Raw genomic sequence first — 18,989 nt, 5'->3', positions numbered from 1 at the left:
TCCGCAGAGGGTGGGTGGGGGCTTTTTTATAGCCAGGAATGAGCAGAGCCGATACTGAGAAATTGCCTCATTGGCATCCTTTTTTTTAACTGCTGCCGGTGCCGAACCCGATTTTTTATCGTGCCTCCTTGATCAAATGCTATTGTCGCTTCAAACAACTTTCTAAGTTTGGGGTCATGACGAGTCAACACGCGCGTAAACACCGCCGGTCCCGTGACATCTGAAACAATCTTCAACTTCGCGGAAACTTCATCCGCCGTGCTGGAGGGCATAGCGCTCAACGCCACGCCCAAATTCTCGGTCTCACGAGCTTGATAAGCTTTGCTGACTTCATCGATAAGGGCATTCAACGCGCTGTTCTGACGATGAGAGGCAAAAGCATTGTTGTTGATGACGTATTCAGTCTTCGCCCAAGGCGGATTGACAGGGGACATCGTAAAAACCCGGTTTTTCTTGACTGCAAAGTCGTCAGACCTAATACCTCGCCTGAATTCGTCGTCCATGTCGACATAAATTCCCCCGTAATGATTGATCATGCTGTACCTGAGAACATCCGTAGCGGAGGCGTAGTTTCGAGGGTCGTCTCCAAAAAGATCGGAGTAGGCCTGATAGGAGGGTGAACGAGCGAAATCCAAAAAAAAAGGCTCTTCACGTAGTCGTGTCACACTGACATTTCGAGAATCCTTGAATTGCTCTTTGATTTTTTCAAAGCCTGTGTCGCCCGTTCCAAGATCCAGATGCACCCTCACGCTGTATTGCGGATTGAGTACTGAGGCATCCTTGATGTTAGGGAAATATTTATGCATCGCCTTACTTTTCCCTATCCAGATGTAGTGGATCTCCTTGGGGATTTCGGGCTTTTGCCCATCGTTATCGACGAATACCAACGGACTGTTATTCACCATTTTGTACAGATTAAGAGTTCCGACCTCGCCCATAGGATCAGGGTTGATCCACCGCATTAACCAAGGCGCGTAATACCTCAATCCATAGTAATAAAGCCCTGTCGCATCCCGTTCCTTTCCGGAATACCGGACCGTTTTGTAGGTCGCCTCAACCTCACTTCTCGCAGCGAACCACGCTGTCTCCCCGTAGGGGTAATACGCTTCTTGGCTGATGCGTTGCCCCGCTTGATCCAGCTCCAAGGTGCTCGACCCGAGATGATCCTTGAGGCTGTAACGCACTTGATCATTGTCAATGTTCGCTGGGCGTCCCGCTTCCCAATGCAACACGCGTACATCGCGACCTTCCGCCTCCGCAACGACGATCTGCAGCGCTTCGCCCGTCGCCTCGATCGTACGGATTTCCAGCCCCGGCAGATAACGCACCTCACTCACGTGCGTCACCGCTCTGGCACGAATGACACGCACCTTGCGCAGCCGTTCTCCTGCGGCGTCGTATCGATAAACTTCATGGTCGTTGACCCCGGATTCTCGCTTAACCGGGGTGACTTCACTGATCTGATTGCGCACATCCCAACTCAAGCGCTGCCCCGGCGCCAGCTCCCGTAAGTTGCCCGCAGCATCGAAGCCCTGCGCGATGTTTTCTTCACTGGGCGGTTGATCACCCGTTTGCAGCAATGTCCGATTGCTATAGCGTGCAGTGGAGAACAACCGTGTGTGATTTTGCGCACCCGTATGGACCATCTTCTGCAGATTGCCTCCGGCGTCGTATTCATAATGCTGGGTGTAATTGCGTAAATCCGCGGCCGTGGAAAAACCGAGCGCATCAGGTCCACGAGAGGCAACCGCCGACTCGTACCCCGTCGCATTGATCAATTGATACAACGAATCGTAAGCGAACGTGCGCAGGGGTTCGATTTGCTGATTGGCGAAGTAGCGCGTGGGCTGCGCCTTATCTTCGATGCTCAGCACATTGCCAACCGGGTCATAGGCGTAATGGAGGTCTTGCAGCCGACCGTCATCCACTCGCAGATTGAGTAATCGGCTGTCCGCCTTATCGAAAATGTGCGAAGTGACCACACCATTTCCGGCGGTTTCAGACTCAACGCGCCCCTGTGCGTCATAAGTAACGTCGATGCTCAGCGCTTGTACCGCCTGGCCCACCAGCTGCAAGTGGCTCCCTTTGAGCAGCCCCGACGGGGCAAATGTCGACAGGCGAAGATGGCCCATCGCGTCGGTTTGCCTGATGGCGTCACCTGTTGCCGAAAACTGCCAACGCGTCGGATAGCCCTCTCCGGCCTCCAGCAAGGCGTCTCGCTCGTTCAGGGCTTCTGGCCAGTCGGGCGTATCGAGCACCGTCAAAAATCGACGCGCCTGCTGCGTGATGCCACCCGTGATCGCAAATGCCTCGTTGAACAGTGAACCCGCCGGGTCATCGTGTCGGATCAGTTGCCCGCACTGATTACGCTCTGCAAGATCAGCCCCGCCATAGCTCATCCGCTCCAAACATCGCTCGTCCGAACCCTCGCCTTCGAAGATCGCAACCGGCCGAAGCAGCCCGTCGTGCTCCACCCGCTGCACGTGGTCTTTCGCCCCCCAGCGACATGCGCGTGCTCCAGCCTCGTTCAACAACTCGACAGCACAGCCCGCATCGACACTGTCAGTGAGCAGCACTCGCCCGGACAGCGAATGAAGATTGTGCAGGTTGCTGGGAGCATCGCTCGTCCCGTTGGCGGCGATCCATAAACGCGGATCCCAACGAAAGACCAGCCTGCTCGATGCATCGAACGCCGAACGATCAACACGTTCCGAAGGCAGGGCATCTACCCCTGAACGATAAAAAGACACAGCTCGAATCGGCAAACCGCGCGGCTCGTTCACGGTCAACGTGGGCGTGTGGGCGTGCAGCCTGGAGAGAGAGGACATGATGGGTGCAATCCTTGGCGGTATCTCTTCCAAGATTAGTGCGACGTTTTTCCGGTAACTGACCTCCGATCCGAAGGCCGGCCAAGGTGCCGTTTGGTCTCTTCCCACGAGGACGACATCGAACGTTTCGAAGACGTCTACGGCCGTTCGACGCCGGGTATCGATGTAGGTGTGAAGACTCAGACCATCGCCCGTTGATCGGTCTGTAAAAAACCGTTGTACTGCCCCGCCCGCCTTCTGCGTATTCCCCATCCGCAGTGGTGGGCGGTTTTGCCAGCAAACATCAAATGGAGGTTAGCTAGCCCTTTGAACAGGACGATTGACAGACCGCCACCATTTCTCTGGAAGCCTTGTTGCCATCACCAGCGAAGCCGTTGTATCAGCATTCATTCGCAACAGTGACGCCCTGACAGAGGGGATGTTTAGAAAAGCTCCCTTGCGCTGCTCGGGACTCTCGGCGTGCTCTGTAATCGCCTGCATGACCTCGATGTATTCGGGGCCAGTTGAACCGGTCTCGACAGGTGCCTGCCGAGCAATGCGACGTAGTGACTGCCTAACCTTTTTTGACCAGCTTTTAACTTCATTCTCGCTTGCCTCAGCGTCAAGAAACGGGACATGGTAGTAATGTGTATCGCGGGCAAAATTGGCAGCGTGAGCAGTTTCATGCACAAGCGTATGCGCAATTCGCAATACATGGTCATTCTCGACGTGAGATTTGAATAGTCGGATATTCCCGGCAGTATCCCCGAACTCTCCCAATAAATCCGCCGCACCCTGCATGTTTTTCGGCCCATCAAAAAGTTCTATCTCCAAATCTGCCTCGGGTGTGCCGAAGGAAACCAGAAGTTTCCTCTGCTTATCCAGTTCCTCAGCGACAGCATGCATAGTCTGTATACGAAGCCCTTCATCCAGCTTACCGAATGCGGCGTCGAACGCTTTGGTAACTCCCGCGCCCGGCCTGCTCTTGAGCAATTCATCGCGAGTGCGAGTGACAAAGTCCGAAGAAATGTCCAGAGCTTGCCTGACTTTAGCCAACTGACTTGGACTGAACGCTCCCAGCCCGCTCGCGACCATTACAGTAAGAGGTACATCGTATGGAGCAGCGCCATCAGGATCACCGTATCGAATCGGTGAGCTTTTGCAGAAACAAAACTGATTAATTCCGCCGTTCTCGCCATCAGGATCCGGACTCACCCATCGCATCAACCACGGTGCGTAATACCTCAATCCGTAGTAATAAAGTCCCGTCACATCCCGCTCTTTCCCCGAATAACGCACCGTCTTGTACGCAGCCTCAACATCGCTTCTCGCCGCAAACCGAGCCGTCTCACCATAGGGGTAAAACACCTCATGACTAATCAAATGCCCCGTTTGATCCAGTTCCATCGCACTGGACCCCAGGTGATCCGAGAGGCTGTAGCGAATCTGGTCGTTGTCGATTTCCGAGGGGCGTCCGGCTTGCCAATGCAACACGCGGGCATCACTGCGCCCTGCCGATGCGACAATCACATGCAGCACTTCACCGGTCGCGCTGTTGGTGCGGATTTCCAGGCCCGGTAGATAGCGCACCTCGTGGGTATGAGTGACCGCTGCTTTAGCTTGGGTAACACGCACTTTGCGCAGTCGCTTTCCTGCGGCGTCGTAGCGATAAACCTCGCTGTCATCTGCACCGGTATCCCGCTCGACTGGCGTCACTTCACTGAGCTGATTACGTGAATCCCAGCTCAGTCGCTGACCCGGCGCCAGTTCCCGCAAATTGCCACTGGCATCGAAGCCCTGAGCAATGTCTTCCTCGCTCGGTGGACGATCGCCGTTTCGCAGCAGCGTACGATTACTGTCCTGTGCTGTGGCAAACACGCGAGTATGATTTTGCGCGCCTGTGTGAATCATCTTTTTGAGATTACCCCCAGCGTCATATTCATAGCGCTGGGTGTAATTGCTCAGTCCGGTCGCTGTGGAAAACGAGCGAGGGCCGCGATTGGCGGCAGCGGATTCGTAACCCGTTGCCTCGATCAGTTGATACAGCGTGTCGTAGGCAAATGTACGCAAAGGCTCGATCTGTTGATTGGCGAAATAGCGTGTAGGCTGCGCCCGGTCCTCAATACTGACGACATTGCCCACTGGGTCATAGGCATAGTGCAAATCCTGCAGACGCCCGTCACCGCTAAGCAGCCGTGTCAGACGACCGTCGAGGGCGTCGTACGTCAGCGTTATAACAAGCCCATTGCCTGCCGTCTCTGACGCAATGCGTCCGTGCGCGTCATAACGAATGTCCCTCACCAGCGTTTGAACGGCCTGTTCTGTCGGTTGAACGTGTGTGAACACCAACTGCCCGGCGACGGTGTGCCTAAAGCTTTGAGTGTTGCCTTCAGCATCGACCTGCCGAATCTTGTCTCCTAACACGCCGAACATCCAGCACGTCGTGGCGCCTTCCTCGGATTCCAGCAGTTGATCACGCTCGGCCAAGGCCTCAGGCCAATCAGCGTCATCGAGCGTATTCAGGAATCGCCGCGTCTGCTGCGTCAGTTCACCACTCAGGGAAAAGGCGTCGCTGCTGAGCGAACCCGCCGGATCATCGTGTCGAATCAACAAGCTGCAACGGTTGCTCTCAGCCTGATCAGGCCTGCCGTAGGTCAACCTCTCGACACAGGTCTCTACCGAATCATCACCTTCAAAGATCGCAACAGGCCGAAGCGACGTATCGTACTCCACCCGCTGCCACTGGCCTTTGGCGCCCCAGCGACAGACACTCGCCCCCGCTTCGCTCAACAACTCGACGTCGCAGCCTGCATCGACGCTGTCACTCAGAAGCACTTGCCCCGAGAGCGAGTGGATCGCTCGCACATTGCTCGATCCATTTCCGGCCTGATTCGCCGCGTCCCACAATCGGGGGTCCCAGCGGTCCACACGACGGCCACTGGGATCGTAAGCAGAACGATCAACCCGTTCCAGGGGAACGTCATCACTGTCTGCTCTAAAAAAAGACACATCACGCACCAGATAGCCGCGAGATTCGCTCACGGTTAGCGTGGGGGTGTTCGCATGCAGCGCGGAGAGAGACGCCATGGGTTTGCAATCCTTTGCGATCTGTCTCAAAGATTAGTGCGGCATGGCTCTCACTCTGAACCGTCTGTCTGGAGAACGCCGCTTGGTCTCCCCTCTTCCCTTTCGGTACGATGCCCTCATCTGCCTTCGCGAGACGGAATTCATGATCATCGGCGCCGTACTGATCTTCACCTGGCTGATTCTGCTGCTGCGCTATCCGGCCAAAGCCTTGCCGGTCTCAATGGCAGCCGCCATTGGGTTGGGAATCGTCGCGGGGTTCGTGGTCTGGGAGGACAAGCGCGATGCTCAGCGCTTGGAGCGTCTTCAACTGCGCGTCAACTACGCCCCACAGCAATGCCCGGTCGGTCGCCCGCTGCTGGTGCTGATTGACAATGGCAACGACGTTCCACTGCAGGAGTTGCGCTGGAAAGTCGCCGCTTATGCCCCGGGCGATACCGTCAACCTCGCGGACGACACCTACACTGCACCACGCTATCGCGGCCCCGGCGAACTACTGCCGGGCAGCCAGTGGCAGGATTGCCTCCCGATGCCCCCCTTGCGTAACGGCTATCGGCCGCAAACCCTGGAATTTCGCGCCGAGCGCCTGCAAGGGACGTTTTCCGGCTAACCCTTTGACTTCAAGGAATGGATCACGATGGCTGTCATTCTGATCACCGGTTGCTCCAGCGGCATCGGCCGCGCCATGGCGGATGCCTTCAAAGGGGCCGGACATGAGGTGTGGGCAACGGCGCGCAAGACAGGCGATGTCCAAGCATTGGCAGCGGCCGGTTTTCAAGCGGTGGAACTCGATGTGAACGACAGTGCAGCCGTCGAGCGGCTGGCGAATGAGCTCCTTCAGCTTGGCAAAGGGCTGGATGTGCTGATCAACAACGCAGGATACGGCGGAATCGGGCCATTGCTCGATGGCGGTGTCGAGGCGATTCGCAGACAGTTCGAAACCAACGTGTTTTCCATCGTCGGCGTGACCCGAGCAGTGTTCCCACTGCTGCGCCAGAACAAAGGTTTGGTGGTGAACATCGGCAGCGTCTCGGGAGTGCTGACGACGCCTTTTGGCGGCGCTTACTGCGCGTCAAAAGCGGCGGTCGGTTCGCTGAGCGATGCGCTGCGCATGGAACTGGCTCCGTTCGGTGTGCGCGTCATGGAGGTGCAACCCGGCGCAATCGACACGCAGTTCGCCAAAAACGCCAGCCATGAAGCCGAACAGGTCATTCGGGAAAGCTCGCCGTGGTGGCCACTGCGCGAAGGCGTACGGGCCCGCGCCAATGCCTCGCAAACCCACCCCACCCATGCCGCCGATTTCGCCCGAGACGTGCTCGATGCCGTGCAACGACGCCAACCGCCGCGTCTGCTGCGCTCCGGCAATGGCAGCCGCGCGCTGCCGCTGATGGCGAGGCTTCTGCCCAAAGCGCTGCTGGAAAGGATCCTGCGCAAGCGATTCAAACTGGATGCTTCGCTTTAACTGACCCCAACCACGCCGTTTTCTCTAACGCGCGTAAGAAACGGCCAAGCCCCGTGACGCCTTTTCGCCTGTCACTCGGTAAATATCCTTTCAGCGTCGGAAAACTCGTCGCGTCATACTCTCGGCTGTGTCCCGAAGAAGGACCCGACCAAAGGCTTCTGGATGAAGCCGCTCATTATCAAGGAAGATGCCATGAGTACAGATACTGCGTTACATGATGGGCCAGCCGCCCCCGAGGATTTGAGCGAAGAGGCGCTGACGCGTCTGAGCGACGAAATGATCGCCTTGATCGACGATGTCTACGATCCGAGCCTGCTGGATCCGCTGCAATACATCGACACCGCGATAGGTGAGATCGTCAGTGCGTCTACAGCCCCGGACGAGTTGAAACAGCAAATCAGCGCCGAGACGGGGATCAAGGTGCAATTTCGAGAGACCTACAAGGAATCCAGTGGGCTGATCTCGATCTCCGGTGAGCTTTTCCCTCTGAGAAGCCAGAACTTTACTCTTCGGGAAATCGTTACCGACACCTATCGGCGTGCGCTGGCAGCCGAGACTGCAGTGAGCGTCGTGTGGCCTGACGATTACCCCGAAGATCTGATCACTGCATTGGAATCGGCAAATCTCCAGGCCCGATACACGGCTGAAGTCGAGCGACGCTTGAAGACGCCGAACGCAAAGAGACTTTCGAAGCTGCTGCTGTCTGTCGAGGCCGATACGCACTTGGAGAATTTCGCCATGCGTGACGATGCGCCGCCCGTCTACCGGGAGACGGCGCGGGCGTACCTCCGGGGTGAGGTCAAACTTCGACTGGTAGAGCTCCGAACCCGCAGCAGGATCTACACCGTAGGACAGGTGGCCTATTTGCCCTGCGCAGATGAACCCACTCATGGCGGGCTGGTGATATTTCTGGGTGACCCCCAAGGCAACGCGGTTCATGTGCTACCCATGAAATACCGCAATGTCTTCATTCAGATGCCTGTGTTTCGCCGTGCGATTCTTCAACGACTTGCGCTGTATGACCAGCTAAGTCTGGGGGACTACAAGCTGCGGCCGATCATGTCTTACATCAGTGTCCCTCCGCGCGCGCGGCCGGCGTTGAGCTTTCCTCCTGCCGAAGACATTTTCGAGACCCTCAATACCCTTCAGATCGAGCGCATGGTTTCAGATATGGACACCTTGGTGTCGACCGATGGCGAGCGACTGTTGGACCAGGCTTTGGACGCAGGGGTGTTCATCCTCAAGACGCTCGCACTGTTGTCGACACTTCCGCTGGGGCCTGCGGGCGGTATGTCAGTACGCTTGCTGGCCAGCTTTCTGCTCGGGCAGAGTGCTGCCGTACTGGAGGCCATTCGCGGCGCACAAGCCGATATACCCGAACAGGCAAGTGCTCAATACGAGGCTGCACTTTATGAAAGCATCAGCGGGATCGTCGTGCCGCTCGGTGTTGCCTTGGCTGGCAAGACGCTGTCAGCCATCACCAGAACCCGGATCAGCACCAGGATCTTGAAGCACTTGAGAAAGGCCCAAACCTTTCACGGTCAGGTCTCACCCCCCGATATGATCAAGCCACACTCGGGGGACCTCAAACGCATCAAAGGGGAGCTGGTCGACAGGCTTCGCCGGGGGCCGGAGCATGCTCAGCGGCTGGTAGAAACGGATGCTCGGCTGTTGAACAGGCACGTGGAAGGTCACGATCTGGTGGTGTATCGAGGCAAGGTCTTCAGGGGCGACATGCGCCCGCCTGAGGAAATTTTCGCCAAGGGTTTCGAACTCAGGACACCCGCCTTCGAAATTCAGAAAGACATTCATCAGATCACGGGTGTGCGCGGAGGCTTTGGCGGTGACCCCAACGCACTCGGACTCGACGGCAGAGGCATTTCGACCTCCGCCTATTACTACCGGGAACACACCGGCGCGTTCGTCTACGGCGGTCAAAAGGGAGGGCACACCTATCTGATCGACGCGCGGAAACTGGATGGCTATCACCTCTACCAGAACCATCACAACGCCAGGCATCCGACGCAGGCGAACAAAATTCGCTACAAGCCGACCGAGATCAACTTCGGTGAAAACATTCCCCCCAGCAGCATTCTGGGGGCCTACAACTCGGCGGGGGTCTTCATTCCCAACAACCCGGCCCTCAAGCACTACGTCCGGGATCTCACGATAAAGATCATCCGCGAAACGTTGGCTGGCGTGGCTGTCACAGCGACGACGACATCGGTCCTGGCCGCCGGGATCACCGCTGCGTACGCCGTCGAGAGCATTGAGGTGCCGATCGACTGATCCACGGGCGCGCGTCCCTCACTGAGGATTCACGATCACCGTACAGGTCATCCCCGCCGCCAGGACCACGCCTGCCGGTACGCTGTCCAGATGAATGCGTACCGGCACGCGCTGGGCCAGGCGCACCCAGTTGAAGGTGGGGTTGACGTCGGCAATCAGCTCGCGGCTTTCCGGGTTGTCCCGGTCATAAATGGCCCGCGCAATGCTTTCCACATGCCCCTTCATCACTTCGCCACTCATCAACTGCATGTCGGTCGGGTCGCCGACGGTGAGATGAGGCAACTTGGTTTCTTCGAAAAAGCCGTAAACCCAAAACGAGTTTTTGTCGACGACGGCCATTTTCGCCTCACCGATACGCGCGTAGTCGCCGCGATGGACGTTGAGGTTGGTAACGTAGCCATCGACCGCCGCCAGCACGCGAGTGCGCTGCAGGTTCAGTTGCGCGGCCTCCAGTTGGGCGATCGCGAGTTGGTAGTCGGCCTGGGCCGAGTTAGCGACATTGGAGGCGTCTTCGCGGTTTTCAGCCGAGATCACCAGCGCATCCATGTCCTTGCGGCGGGCGGCATTGACCTTGCGCATCTCCCAGGTCGCCTTGCGCGACGCCACCACGGCCTCAGCCTGCTTGACCGCCAACTGGTAGTGATCGGGGTCGATCTGCATCAGCAGGTCGCCTTTCTTCACGGGTTGGTTGTCCTTGACAGGCACGTCGATGACCACACCGCTGACGTCGGCGGCGACATTGATCACGTCGGCCCGGACACGACCGTCGCGGGTCCACGGGGTGTCCATGTAGTGAATCCACAGCAGGCGGCCTATCCAGATGGCCAGTGCCAGGATCAATAATGTCGCGATCAGACTGATGAGTTTTTTCATCTCGAGTTCACATGTGCCTTAACGGTAAACGGTCAGCGCCATTGCGCCGAACATGCAGCTGAACAGCCCCAGACGCAGTAACGCCGGATGCCAGAAGAATCGGTACAGATCGAGGCCGGACATCAAGCGATCCAGCGCCCAAGACAACACCATCGCAACCAGAAACATCAGGGTCACGGTCGGCATGTAAACGCCGTGAAAGGCGATTTCACGAGGCATGCGAAAGTCCTTGCGCCAATTGCGCGTCAGCTTGGGCGGGCGCAAAGGCGGCCAGCGGTGATTGCGGGTCGAGCAGGCAGGTCCGGATGAAATGCAGGTAGCTCTTCACCCGGCGCAGCGCCGACGTGTCGAAATGCGGGGCGAACGGCTCGTCGGTGTTCTGCACGCAGTTGATCGCGTGGTCCACCGCATACAGGCAACGCGCCAGGTTGTGGTGATCGGGTTGGATGAACAGCCGCACCAACGCCCGCCCCATGGCACGAACCGCTTGTTGCCAGGGCTGGGATGAGGCGTAGCTCGGATGCACGGGAAGCGCGTCCTGCTCGCGACGCAGTTCGATGATTGCGTGGCCGACTTCCAACACCACGAACATCCAGCGCAACAAATTGCGCTGCACCTGCGGCTGGCCCGCTGCCAACCCGTACGCCTGGTGCATGAGGTCCCGGGTGCGGCTTTCGAAACTGGAGCGGATGCCGCGCAAAGGGGCGCTGATGGCAAAACTCACCTGCTGGCGCAGATCGCTTTCCAGTCGCCGCCAGAACCAGCGACTGTTGGGCGGCAGGATGATAGCCCCCGCCGCGGCGCATAACAGCATGCCGATGACCATGCCGATGTAGTCGTTGATGAACGCATAAGGGTTGTACACCGTGAGGTTGTCCGGCGCCGAACCGATGCTGAAGAAGATCAGCAAGCCCAGCCCATACCCCGCCCACTGCGGCCGCGTGGTGAGAAACGCCCCCACCGCGAACACCGGGGCCAACACCATGCACAGCAGCGCAAAACCGTCGATCCGCGGCAGCACGAAGAACGTGATGAAAAACCCGAGGAGCGCCCCGATGAAGGTCCCGCACGCCATTTGGAAGGACATGCGGCGGGGATTGGGCGTGGTGGCCGACAACGCGACCGTGGCCGCCGACACTAACGTCATCATCGCCCCGCTTGGCCAGGCGGTCGCGACCCAGTACCACGACAGCACGGCCATGATCACCAGCGCCCGCAGACCGGACGCCAGCGACAGCGTCCAGTTAGTGGTCGATACGAATGGCTCGACCCACTTCTCGCGCGCGTGACGATGGTCGGCCAGCGAAGCGTGGGTCTGCGCGTAGTCGTGCATGTCATCGACGAAGCGATAGAGCAGCTCGTACGCCGTGTGGAAGTCCAGCAAGTCGTCGTCGCTGGGGTCCGTCTTGACGAATTCGGCACGCAGGCTGCGGACGTGGTCGGGCATCTCGGATTTGAAGGCGCTCAAACGCGTGGCCAGCAGCGCAGCGTCCGCATCGGTCAGGGCGCGTCCGGCAAAGGGCTCGAGCAATCCGCCCAGCGCGTCGAGCCCCGGCTCGATGGCCTGGACAGCCGGCGTCAGGCCACGGCGGCGCAAACGTTCGAGCAGCTGGTGCAGGGCGTTGAAGCGCGTGGTGATGGTCATGAACTCGCTGTTCAATCGGTTCAGACGACCGTTGCGGCGGCGCATGTGCGGGTCTTCGAAAACGGTCACCGCACGCTGGCCCTCGAGGCCAACGGCATCGGCGATGAAACGCACGTTGCTGGCCTCGAACGCCTCGGGATTACTCTGCCCGCGCAGTCCATCGATCACGAATCGGGCGAATACGCCAAATCGCTGATACACCGTGTTGCGCATGGCAACGCCGGAACTCTGCGGCAGGATCGCCGCGCTGATCAATGTCGAACAGACGATGCCCAGTGAGATTTCCAGCAACCGCCAGACCGCTGCCATGAACGACGTTTCCGGGTGCGCGAGCGCCGGAAGCCCGGTGAAGGCTGCGGTGTAGCCCGCCAGGACGAACCCGTAGGCGCGAAAGTTGCGATAACGCGCAGCCCCTGCGCAACAAAAGCCTACCCATAGCGCCATCAGGGTCAGAAACGGCGCACTGTCCTGGGGGAAGAGCGCCATCATGATCACCATCGCCACGGACCCCGCCACCGTGCCGAGCAGGCGATAGAAACTCTTGGCGAACACGTGCCCGCTCTGCGGCTGCATCACGATGAACACCGTGATCATGGCCGTGCGTGGCTGCGGCAGTTCGAGGCGCATCGCGATCCAGTACGTGAGGAAGGCGGCGATCAGTACCTTGAAGATATACACCCAGGTTACCCCGTCACTGCGCGCCCAGCCGTTGAGTTCGCGACGCAATTCCAGGGATTTGAGCCAACGCAGGACGGTGGTCATTTCAACAAAGGCCCTGTATCGCCCGATAGGACGATATCGCGGACAAGCGCGCTCCTACGTTGGAATGCGATCCCTTGGAGGCGCGCGCTGGGCCTGGGCGGCACATCCGACGAAGTGGCCTGTTTGTCTGGCGGAACATTCATCTGATCACCGTCCCAGCACGCTCAGCGAAACCGGCGTTTTCGGCGCGACGGTTTTTTCAGCCGCTGGCGAATCGTTCCCTGCCATCAATCCCCCACCCAGCGCCACCACCAATTCGGCGTGAACGGTCAGACGAGCGGCCTGTACCTGCTGCTGAACCTGCTCCTGATGAAACAGCAACGTTTGCGCGTTGAGCACATTGAGGTAATCGGTCAGGCCGCGTTGATAGGCGACCCTTGCGATGTCGTAAGTCTTCTGCGCAGCCGCCACCGATTGATCGGCGAAGACTTGCTGTTTGCTCATCGACTCGCGGCGAATCAACTGATCGGAAATGTTCTTGAGCGCATTGATCAAGGTTTGGTTGTACTGCCCTACCGCAGCGTCGTACCCCGCCGATGCCACACCCAGTTCCGACCGCAGACGCCCGCCATCGAAGATGGGCAACGTGACGGCGGGGCCCACGCTGTAGTTGAATTTCTTACCGGTGAGAAACTCCAGCATCCCGCCACCGGTGGCCATGTAACCGAGGCTGCCCATCAAGTCGACGTTGGGGTAGAAGCCGGCATGGGCGACGTCGATGCCCCGAGCCTGGGCCGCCACGCGCCAGCGGCTGGCCACGACATCAGGGCGCTGGCCCAGCAGTTGCGCAGGCAACGAGGACGGCAGTTTGAGTGCTGTCCCTAGCGACAAGGTCGGACGCTTGAGGCTGGCGCCGTCGCCCGGCCCCTTTCCAGCCAGGGCTGCGATCTGATTGCGACTCAGGGCAATGGCTTCATCCAGCGCGTCGATCTGGCGGTGGGTCTCCGGCAGCGGCGCCTGTGCCTGACTCACCTCGAAGTGAGTGCCAATCCCCCCCTTCAACCGACGCTGAGCCAGTTCGAGGATCTGCTCCTGCTGGGCAAGGGTCGCCTCGGCGATGTCACGCTGGGCGTAGTTCAGCGACAGCTGAATATAGGCGCGGACGATGTTGTCCTGCAGTTCCAATTGCGCCTGCCGCGCTTGCGCTGCGCTCATATGGGCCATGTCCAGCGCCTGCTCGGTGCTGTTGCTTTCCTTGCCCCACAGGTCCAGGGAATAGCTCAGGCCGATGGACGCGTTGTTATCCCACGTACTGGTGTTCGACAGGTCGCCGGGGCCGTAGAACGGGTCGGTGGGCCAGTTGTGACGTTTGAGAGTGCTGTCCGCGGTAGCGTGCAACGACTCAGCGGACTCGGCGACGCCGGCCATGGCCCTGGCCTGCCGAACCCGGGCGGCGGCAATCGCCAGGCTGGGACTGCCCAGCGCCGCCAGCTCGATCCAATGGTTGAGTTGATCATCGCCATAGGCCCGCCACCACTGGCCGTCCGGCCAATGGGCATCCTTGTCGGCTTCCTTGATGGCCTCGTCGGTCGCCAGACTGTCTGGCGATAACGTGGTGCTCTGAGGGGCAATTCCGCCGGTTCCAATGCAGCCGCTGATGAGTAACGTTAAAGCCCAGACACTGAGGGGCATGAGGCCCCTGACGATGCGACGCGGCACAGCTGCAATTACCCGAAATGAGAGATGTGGAAGCGAGCGGCGATTCTAGGACGCGTCTGTTTCGCCGATAAGCCGGGCGTTCTGCGAATCTTTGTTACCGAAAGGAAGATAATCCTTTGGTATGGCTGACATAGATCAGTAACTTCATGTCACAATTTGCTATCTCACCAGAGAACGGCCCATGGACACTCTGCAAAACATGCGCGCTTTCAGTTGCGTGGCCCAGGCGGGCAGTTTCACCGCTGCGGCCGCTCAACTGGACACCACAACCGCCAACGTTTCCCGCGCTGTTTCCAATCTCGAAGCGCATCTGCAAACCCGCCTCCTGAACCGCACCACTCGCCGCATCGCCCTGACAGAAGCCGGCAAGCGCTACCTCCTGCGTTGCGAGCAGATCCTTGCTTACGTCGAAGAAGCGGAAGCAGAAGCCAGCGATGCGCATGCACGCCCTGCCGGGCAATTGAAAGTCCATACCATGACGGGCGTCGGCCAGCATTACGTCATCGATGCTATCGCTCGCTACCGACGAAACCACCCCGACGTGTCATTCGACCTCACGATGACCAACCGCGTGCCGGACCTGCTCGAAGAAGGGTTTGACGTGTCCATCGTGCTGGCCAGCGAACTGCCGGACTCAGGCTTCGTTTCGCAGCGGCTGGGCATCACCTACAGCATCTTTTGCGCTTCGCCGGCCTACATCAAAGCCTTCGGGCTGCCGCAGAAGCCGACGGATCTGCTTAACCATGCGTGTCTGCGGCTGGTCAGCCCGGCCTTTCCGCTGGAAAAGTGGGCATTCGACGGACCCGAGGGCCAGGAAACCGTGACCATCGGCAGTTCGCCCTTTCAGGTCAACTCGGCCGACGCGATGAAGGCTGCCATCAGCAGCGGCATGGGCGTGGGCATCCTGCCGATCTATTCGGCCATCGAAGGTTTGCGTAACGGCTCGCTGAGCCGCGTATTGCCGCAATACCGCTCGAACGAGCTGAACCTGTATGCCATTTACCCGTCGCGCCAGTATCTGGATGCGAAGATCAAGACCTGGGTGGAATACCTGCGCGGCTCGCTGCCGGAAATCATGGCGGCCCATGAGGCGGATTTGCAGACCCACGTCCTGCCAGAGTTGGTGTAACGGCGAACGATATCCATTGCCGGACCGCGCGTGCTCTGGGCGGCGTTCCGACGATTGCGGAGTGCCAGTCCTACTACCTGCTGTGGCCCACCGCAATCGTCGGATTGCCGCCCAAGGCAAGCGCGCTCCTGCAAAAGCCGTTGCGCGGCTCCCCCTGCCCAACCTCCAACAAGAATGTTAGCGTGCTACGCATCGTCCTTCTGAACTGCCGAGAGAAGCTATCCGATGAAAAAGACCGTCCTTGCCTTCAGTCGCGTGTCCCCGGAAATGGCCGAGCGCCTGCAGCAAGACTTCAACGTGATCATTCCCGACCCTAAAAAAGGCGACTTGAACGCACAGTTCAACGATGCCCTGCCCCACGTGCACGGCATGATCGGAGCGGGCCGCAAGCTGGGCCGCGAGCAGTTGGAGAACGCCGCGCAACTGCAGGTGGTGTCGAGCATTTCCGTCGGTTACGACAATTACGATGTCGATTACCTCAGCGAACGCGGCATCCTGTTGACCAACACGCCGGACGTGCTAACGGAAAGCACCGCGGACTTGGGTTTCTCGCTGATCATGAGCACTGCGCGACGCGTGGCCGAATTGGACGCCTACACCAAGGCCGGGAAATGGACGCGAAGCATCGAGGCGCCGCAGTTCGGTACCGATGTCTACGGGAAGACACTCGGCATTGTGGGTATGGGCAACATCGGTGCGGCCGTCGCACGTCGCGGGCGACTAGGGTTCGACATGCCGATCCTGTACAGCGGCAACTCGCGCAAGCCGGCGGTGGAGCAAGCGTTGGGTGCGCAATTCCGCACGCTGGATCAACTGCTGGCCGAATCCGATTTCGTCTGCCTGGTCGTACCGCTGAGCGAAAAGACTCGACACTTGATCAGCACGCGTGAACTGGCGTTGATGAAAAAAAGCGCAATCCTGGTGAACATCGCACGCGGTCCGATCGTCGACGAACAGGCCCTGATCGAAGCGTTGCAAAACGGCACGCTGCGCGGTGCTGGGCTGGATGTGTATGAAAAGGAGCCATTGTCCGACTCGCCGCTGTTCCAGTTGAGCAATGCCGTGACCTTGCCACACATTGGCTCGGCGACCCATGAAACCCGTCAGGCCATGGCAGACCGAGCCTACAGCAACCTGCGCGCCGCATTGTTGGGTGAGAAACCGCGGGACTTGGTAAACCCCCAGGCCTGGAAGGGCTGAGCCTTCATGTGGACCGTTCCCACGCCCAGCGTGGGAACACACCTCAGAGCACCGACCTCAGGCCAACTTGGCCGCTGCCGGCAATACCGCTTTCGGTTTCCTGAACACCAGAACATTACCCACCATGACCAATGCCAGCCCCATCAAGGCGGGCAAGGTCCACTGATAGCCTTCGGCGAACGCCGAGACGTTGAGCGCTACCACGGGGAACAGCACGGTGCAGTACGCGGCGCGTTCCGGGCCCATACGACCCACCAGCGTCAGATACGCCGTGAAGCCGATCACCGAACCCGGAATCACCAGGTACAACAGCGAGCCGATGTAGCGGGCATTCCATTCGAACGCGAACGGTGTTCCGCTGATCAGGCAGTACCCACACAGCATTGCCGCGCCGTACAACATGCCGTACGCGTTGGTGGTCAGCGGCCGCAGGCCGGCCTTTTGCTGCAGGCTCGACAGCATGTTGCCCGCCGAGAAGCACAGCGTGCCAAGCAGGGCCAGACCGAGCCCGATGAGCGTTTCGCGACTGGCGCTGTGCCCCGAAAGCTCAGGCCAGAACAGACACCCCAGGCCGAGCAAGCCCAATGCGCCACCGGCCAGCACATTGCGAGCGATTTGCTGTTTGAAGAACACCCGCGCGTTGAGCGCATTCCATAAGGTGGCGGTAGAAAACACCACCGCCACCAACCCGCTGGGAATCCAGCGGCTCGCCGTGTAGAAGCACATGAAATTGACGCAGAACAGGCAAAGCCCCTGCGCCAGGCAAATGAACTGCCCCCGGCGCCCGAGCCGTTGCAACTTGCCGCTGACCAACAGCAGCGTGAACAGAATCAAAGCCGAGAGGGCGAAGCGGTAAACGATCGACACCGGAATCGCCACCTCGCCCAATTGCAGCTTCAGGGCTATCCAGGTGGTGCCCCAGATCAGGACGGTCAGCAGGTACAACGAAATGTTCATGACAGGCTCCTCGATGAGCCACCAGTCTGCTCGACGCCTGTCGGCGCCACTTGCAAAAACTTGCGCATTTGCGTGCTCCCCCGCTGCCAGCGAGCCTCTCAGGGAGTAGGATGCAAACACCGCAACCGATGGCGTTCACGTCTCGGCAGTCAAGGTTCCACGAGCAGCCCCATGCCCCCACTCGACCACATTCAGGTATTCCAGTCGCTGAACCGCTCGCCCCATGCGCGCTTGGAGCAAAGTGCCTCGTTGGGAGATGGCGTCGTGGCTGCACTGTGGAACAACCGCCACGATGCCCAGGACTATCACGCCCCCAGCCACCATACCCTGTCCTGCTACATCGACGGTGGCACAGGGACTTACCGCCGAGATCAGCCCGACCGCAAAGGCGCACCGGGCAAGCTGTGCGTATTGCCTGCCGGGCACCAGTCGTCATGGGTGGTCAATGGCGATATCCGGCTGGCTCACCTTTACATCAGCCCTGAGGACTTCGCGCACCGTTGCGTCACGTTGCTGGACCGCGAGCCTCGGGAAATGATGCTGCGCGAAGCCACCTTCCTCGATGATCAGGCGCAGGCGGAGCGCTTTCATCGTTTAATCCGCATGAACTGGAGCGAACCGGGTGACCGTCTGCAGACCAGCAGCTTGGCGCATGACCTGCTCGATCACATGGTGCTCAACCAGATGGGACTGCGCGAAGGCCTGAAGCTCAAGGGTGGCCTGGCGCCGCACCTGCGTCGTCAGCTGGTGGAGTTCATCGAGCTGAACCTCGCCGAACCCCTGAGTCTCGGGCAACTGGCGAACCTGTGCGCGCTGTCCGAATACCACTTCGCGCGGATGTTCCGTGAAAGCTTCGGTTTGCCGCCACACCGCTACCTGCTCGCCCGCCGCATCAACCGGGCCCGCGAACAACTTCGCAACACGCGCCAGCCCTTTGGTGACATTGCGCTGGCCTGTGGATTCGCCAGTGCCAGCCATTTCAGCAACACGTTCAGGCAGGCGATGGGCGCAACGCCGGGGGCCTATCGGCTGGCGTTTCAATCCTGAGGACGCATCCCGAGCGGGTTCGTGCCGGTGTTCGACCTCCGCACCTAGAAAAACCTGGCCACGCGGTGCGTCAGA

Annotated in this window: 14 protein-coding genes; 7 read left to right on the top strand and 7 right to left on the bottom strand. The window is 59.3% G+C overall.

Annotation, left to right across the window (positions count from 1 at the left end; translation table 11 throughout):
* Positions 1 to 26: 26 nt before the first annotated feature.
* The gene (locus tag N5D61_RS07715; RefSeq protein WP_279891824.1) at positions 27 to 2,828 is read right to left on the bottom strand and encodes an RHS repeat-associated core domain-containing protein; all 2,802 of its coding nucleotides are present in this window, start codon (positions 2,826 to 2,828) and stop codon (positions 27 to 29) included.
* Positions 2,829 to 2,921: 93 nt separating this feature from the next.
* On the opposite strand from N5D61_RS07715, the gene N5D61_RS07710 reads away from it, so the two are divergent.
* Positions 2,922 to 3,026, top strand: a complete 105-nt coding sequence (locus tag N5D61_RS07710; protein ID WP_108236802.1) for an alginate biosynthesis protein AlgA — start codon at positions 2,922 to 2,924, stop codon at positions 3,024 to 3,026.
* Positions 3,027 to 3,122: 96 nt separating this feature from the next.
* On the opposite strand, the gene N5D61_RS07705 is transcribed toward N5D61_RS07710, so the two are convergent.
* Positions 3,123 to 5,894: an RHS repeat-associated core domain-containing protein gene (locus tag N5D61_RS07705; RefSeq protein WP_279891822.1), complete on the bottom strand. Its 2,772-nt coding sequence runs from the start codon at positions 5,892 to 5,894 to the stop codon at positions 3,123 to 3,125.
* A 142-nt stretch (positions 5,895 to 6,036) separates the two neighbouring features.
* Here N5D61_RS07705 and N5D61_RS07700 point away from each other — a divergent pair, with 142 nt between their 5' ends.
* The 3 genes from N5D61_RS07700 (at position 6,037) to N5D61_RS07690 (ending at position 9,642) form a co-directional block, all read left to right on the top strand.
* Positions 6,037 to 6,501: a multidrug transporter gene (locus N5D61_RS07700; protein WP_108237034.1), complete on the top strand. Its 465-nt coding sequence runs from the start codon at positions 6,037 to 6,039 to the stop codon at positions 6,499 to 6,501.
* 27 nt (positions 6,502 to 6,528) lie between these two features.
* On the top strand, positions 6,529 to 7,353 hold the full coding sequence (locus N5D61_RS07695; protein WP_279891820.1) for an SDR family oxidoreductase: 825 nt from the start codon (positions 6,529 to 6,531) through the stop codon (positions 7,351 to 7,353).
* Positions 7,354 to 7,545: 192 nt separating this feature from the next.
* Positions 7,546 to 9,642: a hypothetical protein gene (locus tag N5D61_RS07690; RefSeq protein WP_146749655.1), complete on the top strand. Its 2,097-nt coding sequence runs from the start codon at positions 7,546 to 7,548 to the stop codon at positions 9,640 to 9,642.
* An 18-nt stretch (positions 9,643 to 9,660) separates the two neighbouring features.
* Here N5D61_RS07690 and N5D61_RS07685 read toward each other — a convergent pair whose 3' ends face one another.
* The 4 genes from N5D61_RS07685 to N5D61_RS07670 all read right to left on the bottom strand — a co-directional run bounded on the left by N5D61_RS07685 (position 9,661) and on the right by N5D61_RS07670 (position 14,581).
* On the bottom strand, positions 9,661 to 10,515 hold the full coding sequence (locus N5D61_RS07685) for an HlyD family secretion protein (RefSeq protein ID WP_108236798.1): 855 nt from the start codon (positions 10,513 to 10,515) through the stop codon (positions 9,661 to 9,663).
* Positions 10,516 to 10,533: 18 nt separating this feature from the next.
* Positions 10,534 to 10,734, bottom strand: coding sequence for a DUF1656 domain-containing protein (locus N5D61_RS07680; protein WP_108236797.1), 201 nt, complete (start codon positions 10,732 to 10,734; stop codon positions 10,534 to 10,536).
* The gene (locus N5D61_RS07675; protein ID WP_279891819.1) at positions 10,724 to 12,922 is read right to left on the bottom strand and encodes an FUSC family protein; all 2,199 of its coding nucleotides are present in this window, start codon (positions 12,920 to 12,922) and stop codon (positions 10,724 to 10,726) included. Before N5D61_RS07675 ends, N5D61_RS07680 begins: the two co-directional genes overlap by 11 nt.
* A 147-nt stretch (positions 12,923 to 13,069) precedes the next feature.
* Positions 13,070 to 14,581, bottom strand: coding sequence for an efflux transporter outer membrane subunit (locus tag N5D61_RS07670; protein ID WP_279891816.1), 1,512 nt, complete (start codon positions 14,579 to 14,581; stop codon positions 13,070 to 13,072).
* Between the two features lie 181 nt (positions 14,582 to 14,762).
* Here N5D61_RS07670 and N5D61_RS07665 point away from each other — a divergent pair, with 181 nt between their 5' ends.
* On the top strand, positions 14,763 to 15,710 hold the full coding sequence (locus N5D61_RS07665) for a LysR family transcriptional regulator (RefSeq protein ID WP_108236794.1): 948 nt from the start codon (positions 14,763 to 14,765) through the stop codon (positions 15,708 to 15,710).
* A 225-nt stretch (positions 15,711 to 15,935) separates the two neighbouring features.
* A complete protein-coding gene (locus tag N5D61_RS07660; protein ID WP_108236793.1) occupies positions 15,936 to 16,910 on the top strand; it encodes a D-glycerate dehydrogenase in 975 nt (324 codons plus the stop codon).
* Between the two features lie 57 nt (positions 16,911 to 16,967).
* On the opposite strand, the gene N5D61_RS07655 is transcribed toward N5D61_RS07660, so the two are convergent.
* The gene (locus N5D61_RS07655; RefSeq protein WP_279891812.1) at positions 16,968 to 17,867 is read right to left on the bottom strand and encodes a DMT family transporter; all 900 of its coding nucleotides are present in this window, start codon (positions 17,865 to 17,867) and stop codon (positions 16,968 to 16,970) included.
* A 171-nt stretch (positions 17,868 to 18,038) separates the two neighbouring features.
* Here N5D61_RS07655 and N5D61_RS07650 point away from each other — a divergent pair, with 171 nt between their 5' ends.
* Entirely contained in the window at positions 18,039 to 18,914 is an 876-nt protein-coding gene (locus N5D61_RS07650; protein ID WP_108236791.1) for an AraC family transcriptional regulator, read from the top strand.
* Positions 18,915 to 18,989 lie beyond the last annotated feature (75 nt).

It is taken from the genome of Pseudomonas sp. GD03842 (genome assembly GCF_029841165.1).
GTDB lineage: Bacteria > Pseudomonadota > Gammaproteobacteria > Pseudomonadales > Pseudomonadaceae > Aquipseudomonas.
The sequence above is the reverse complement of the archived record's forward strand: the minus strand, read 5'-3'. Positions and strand labels throughout refer to the sequence as shown.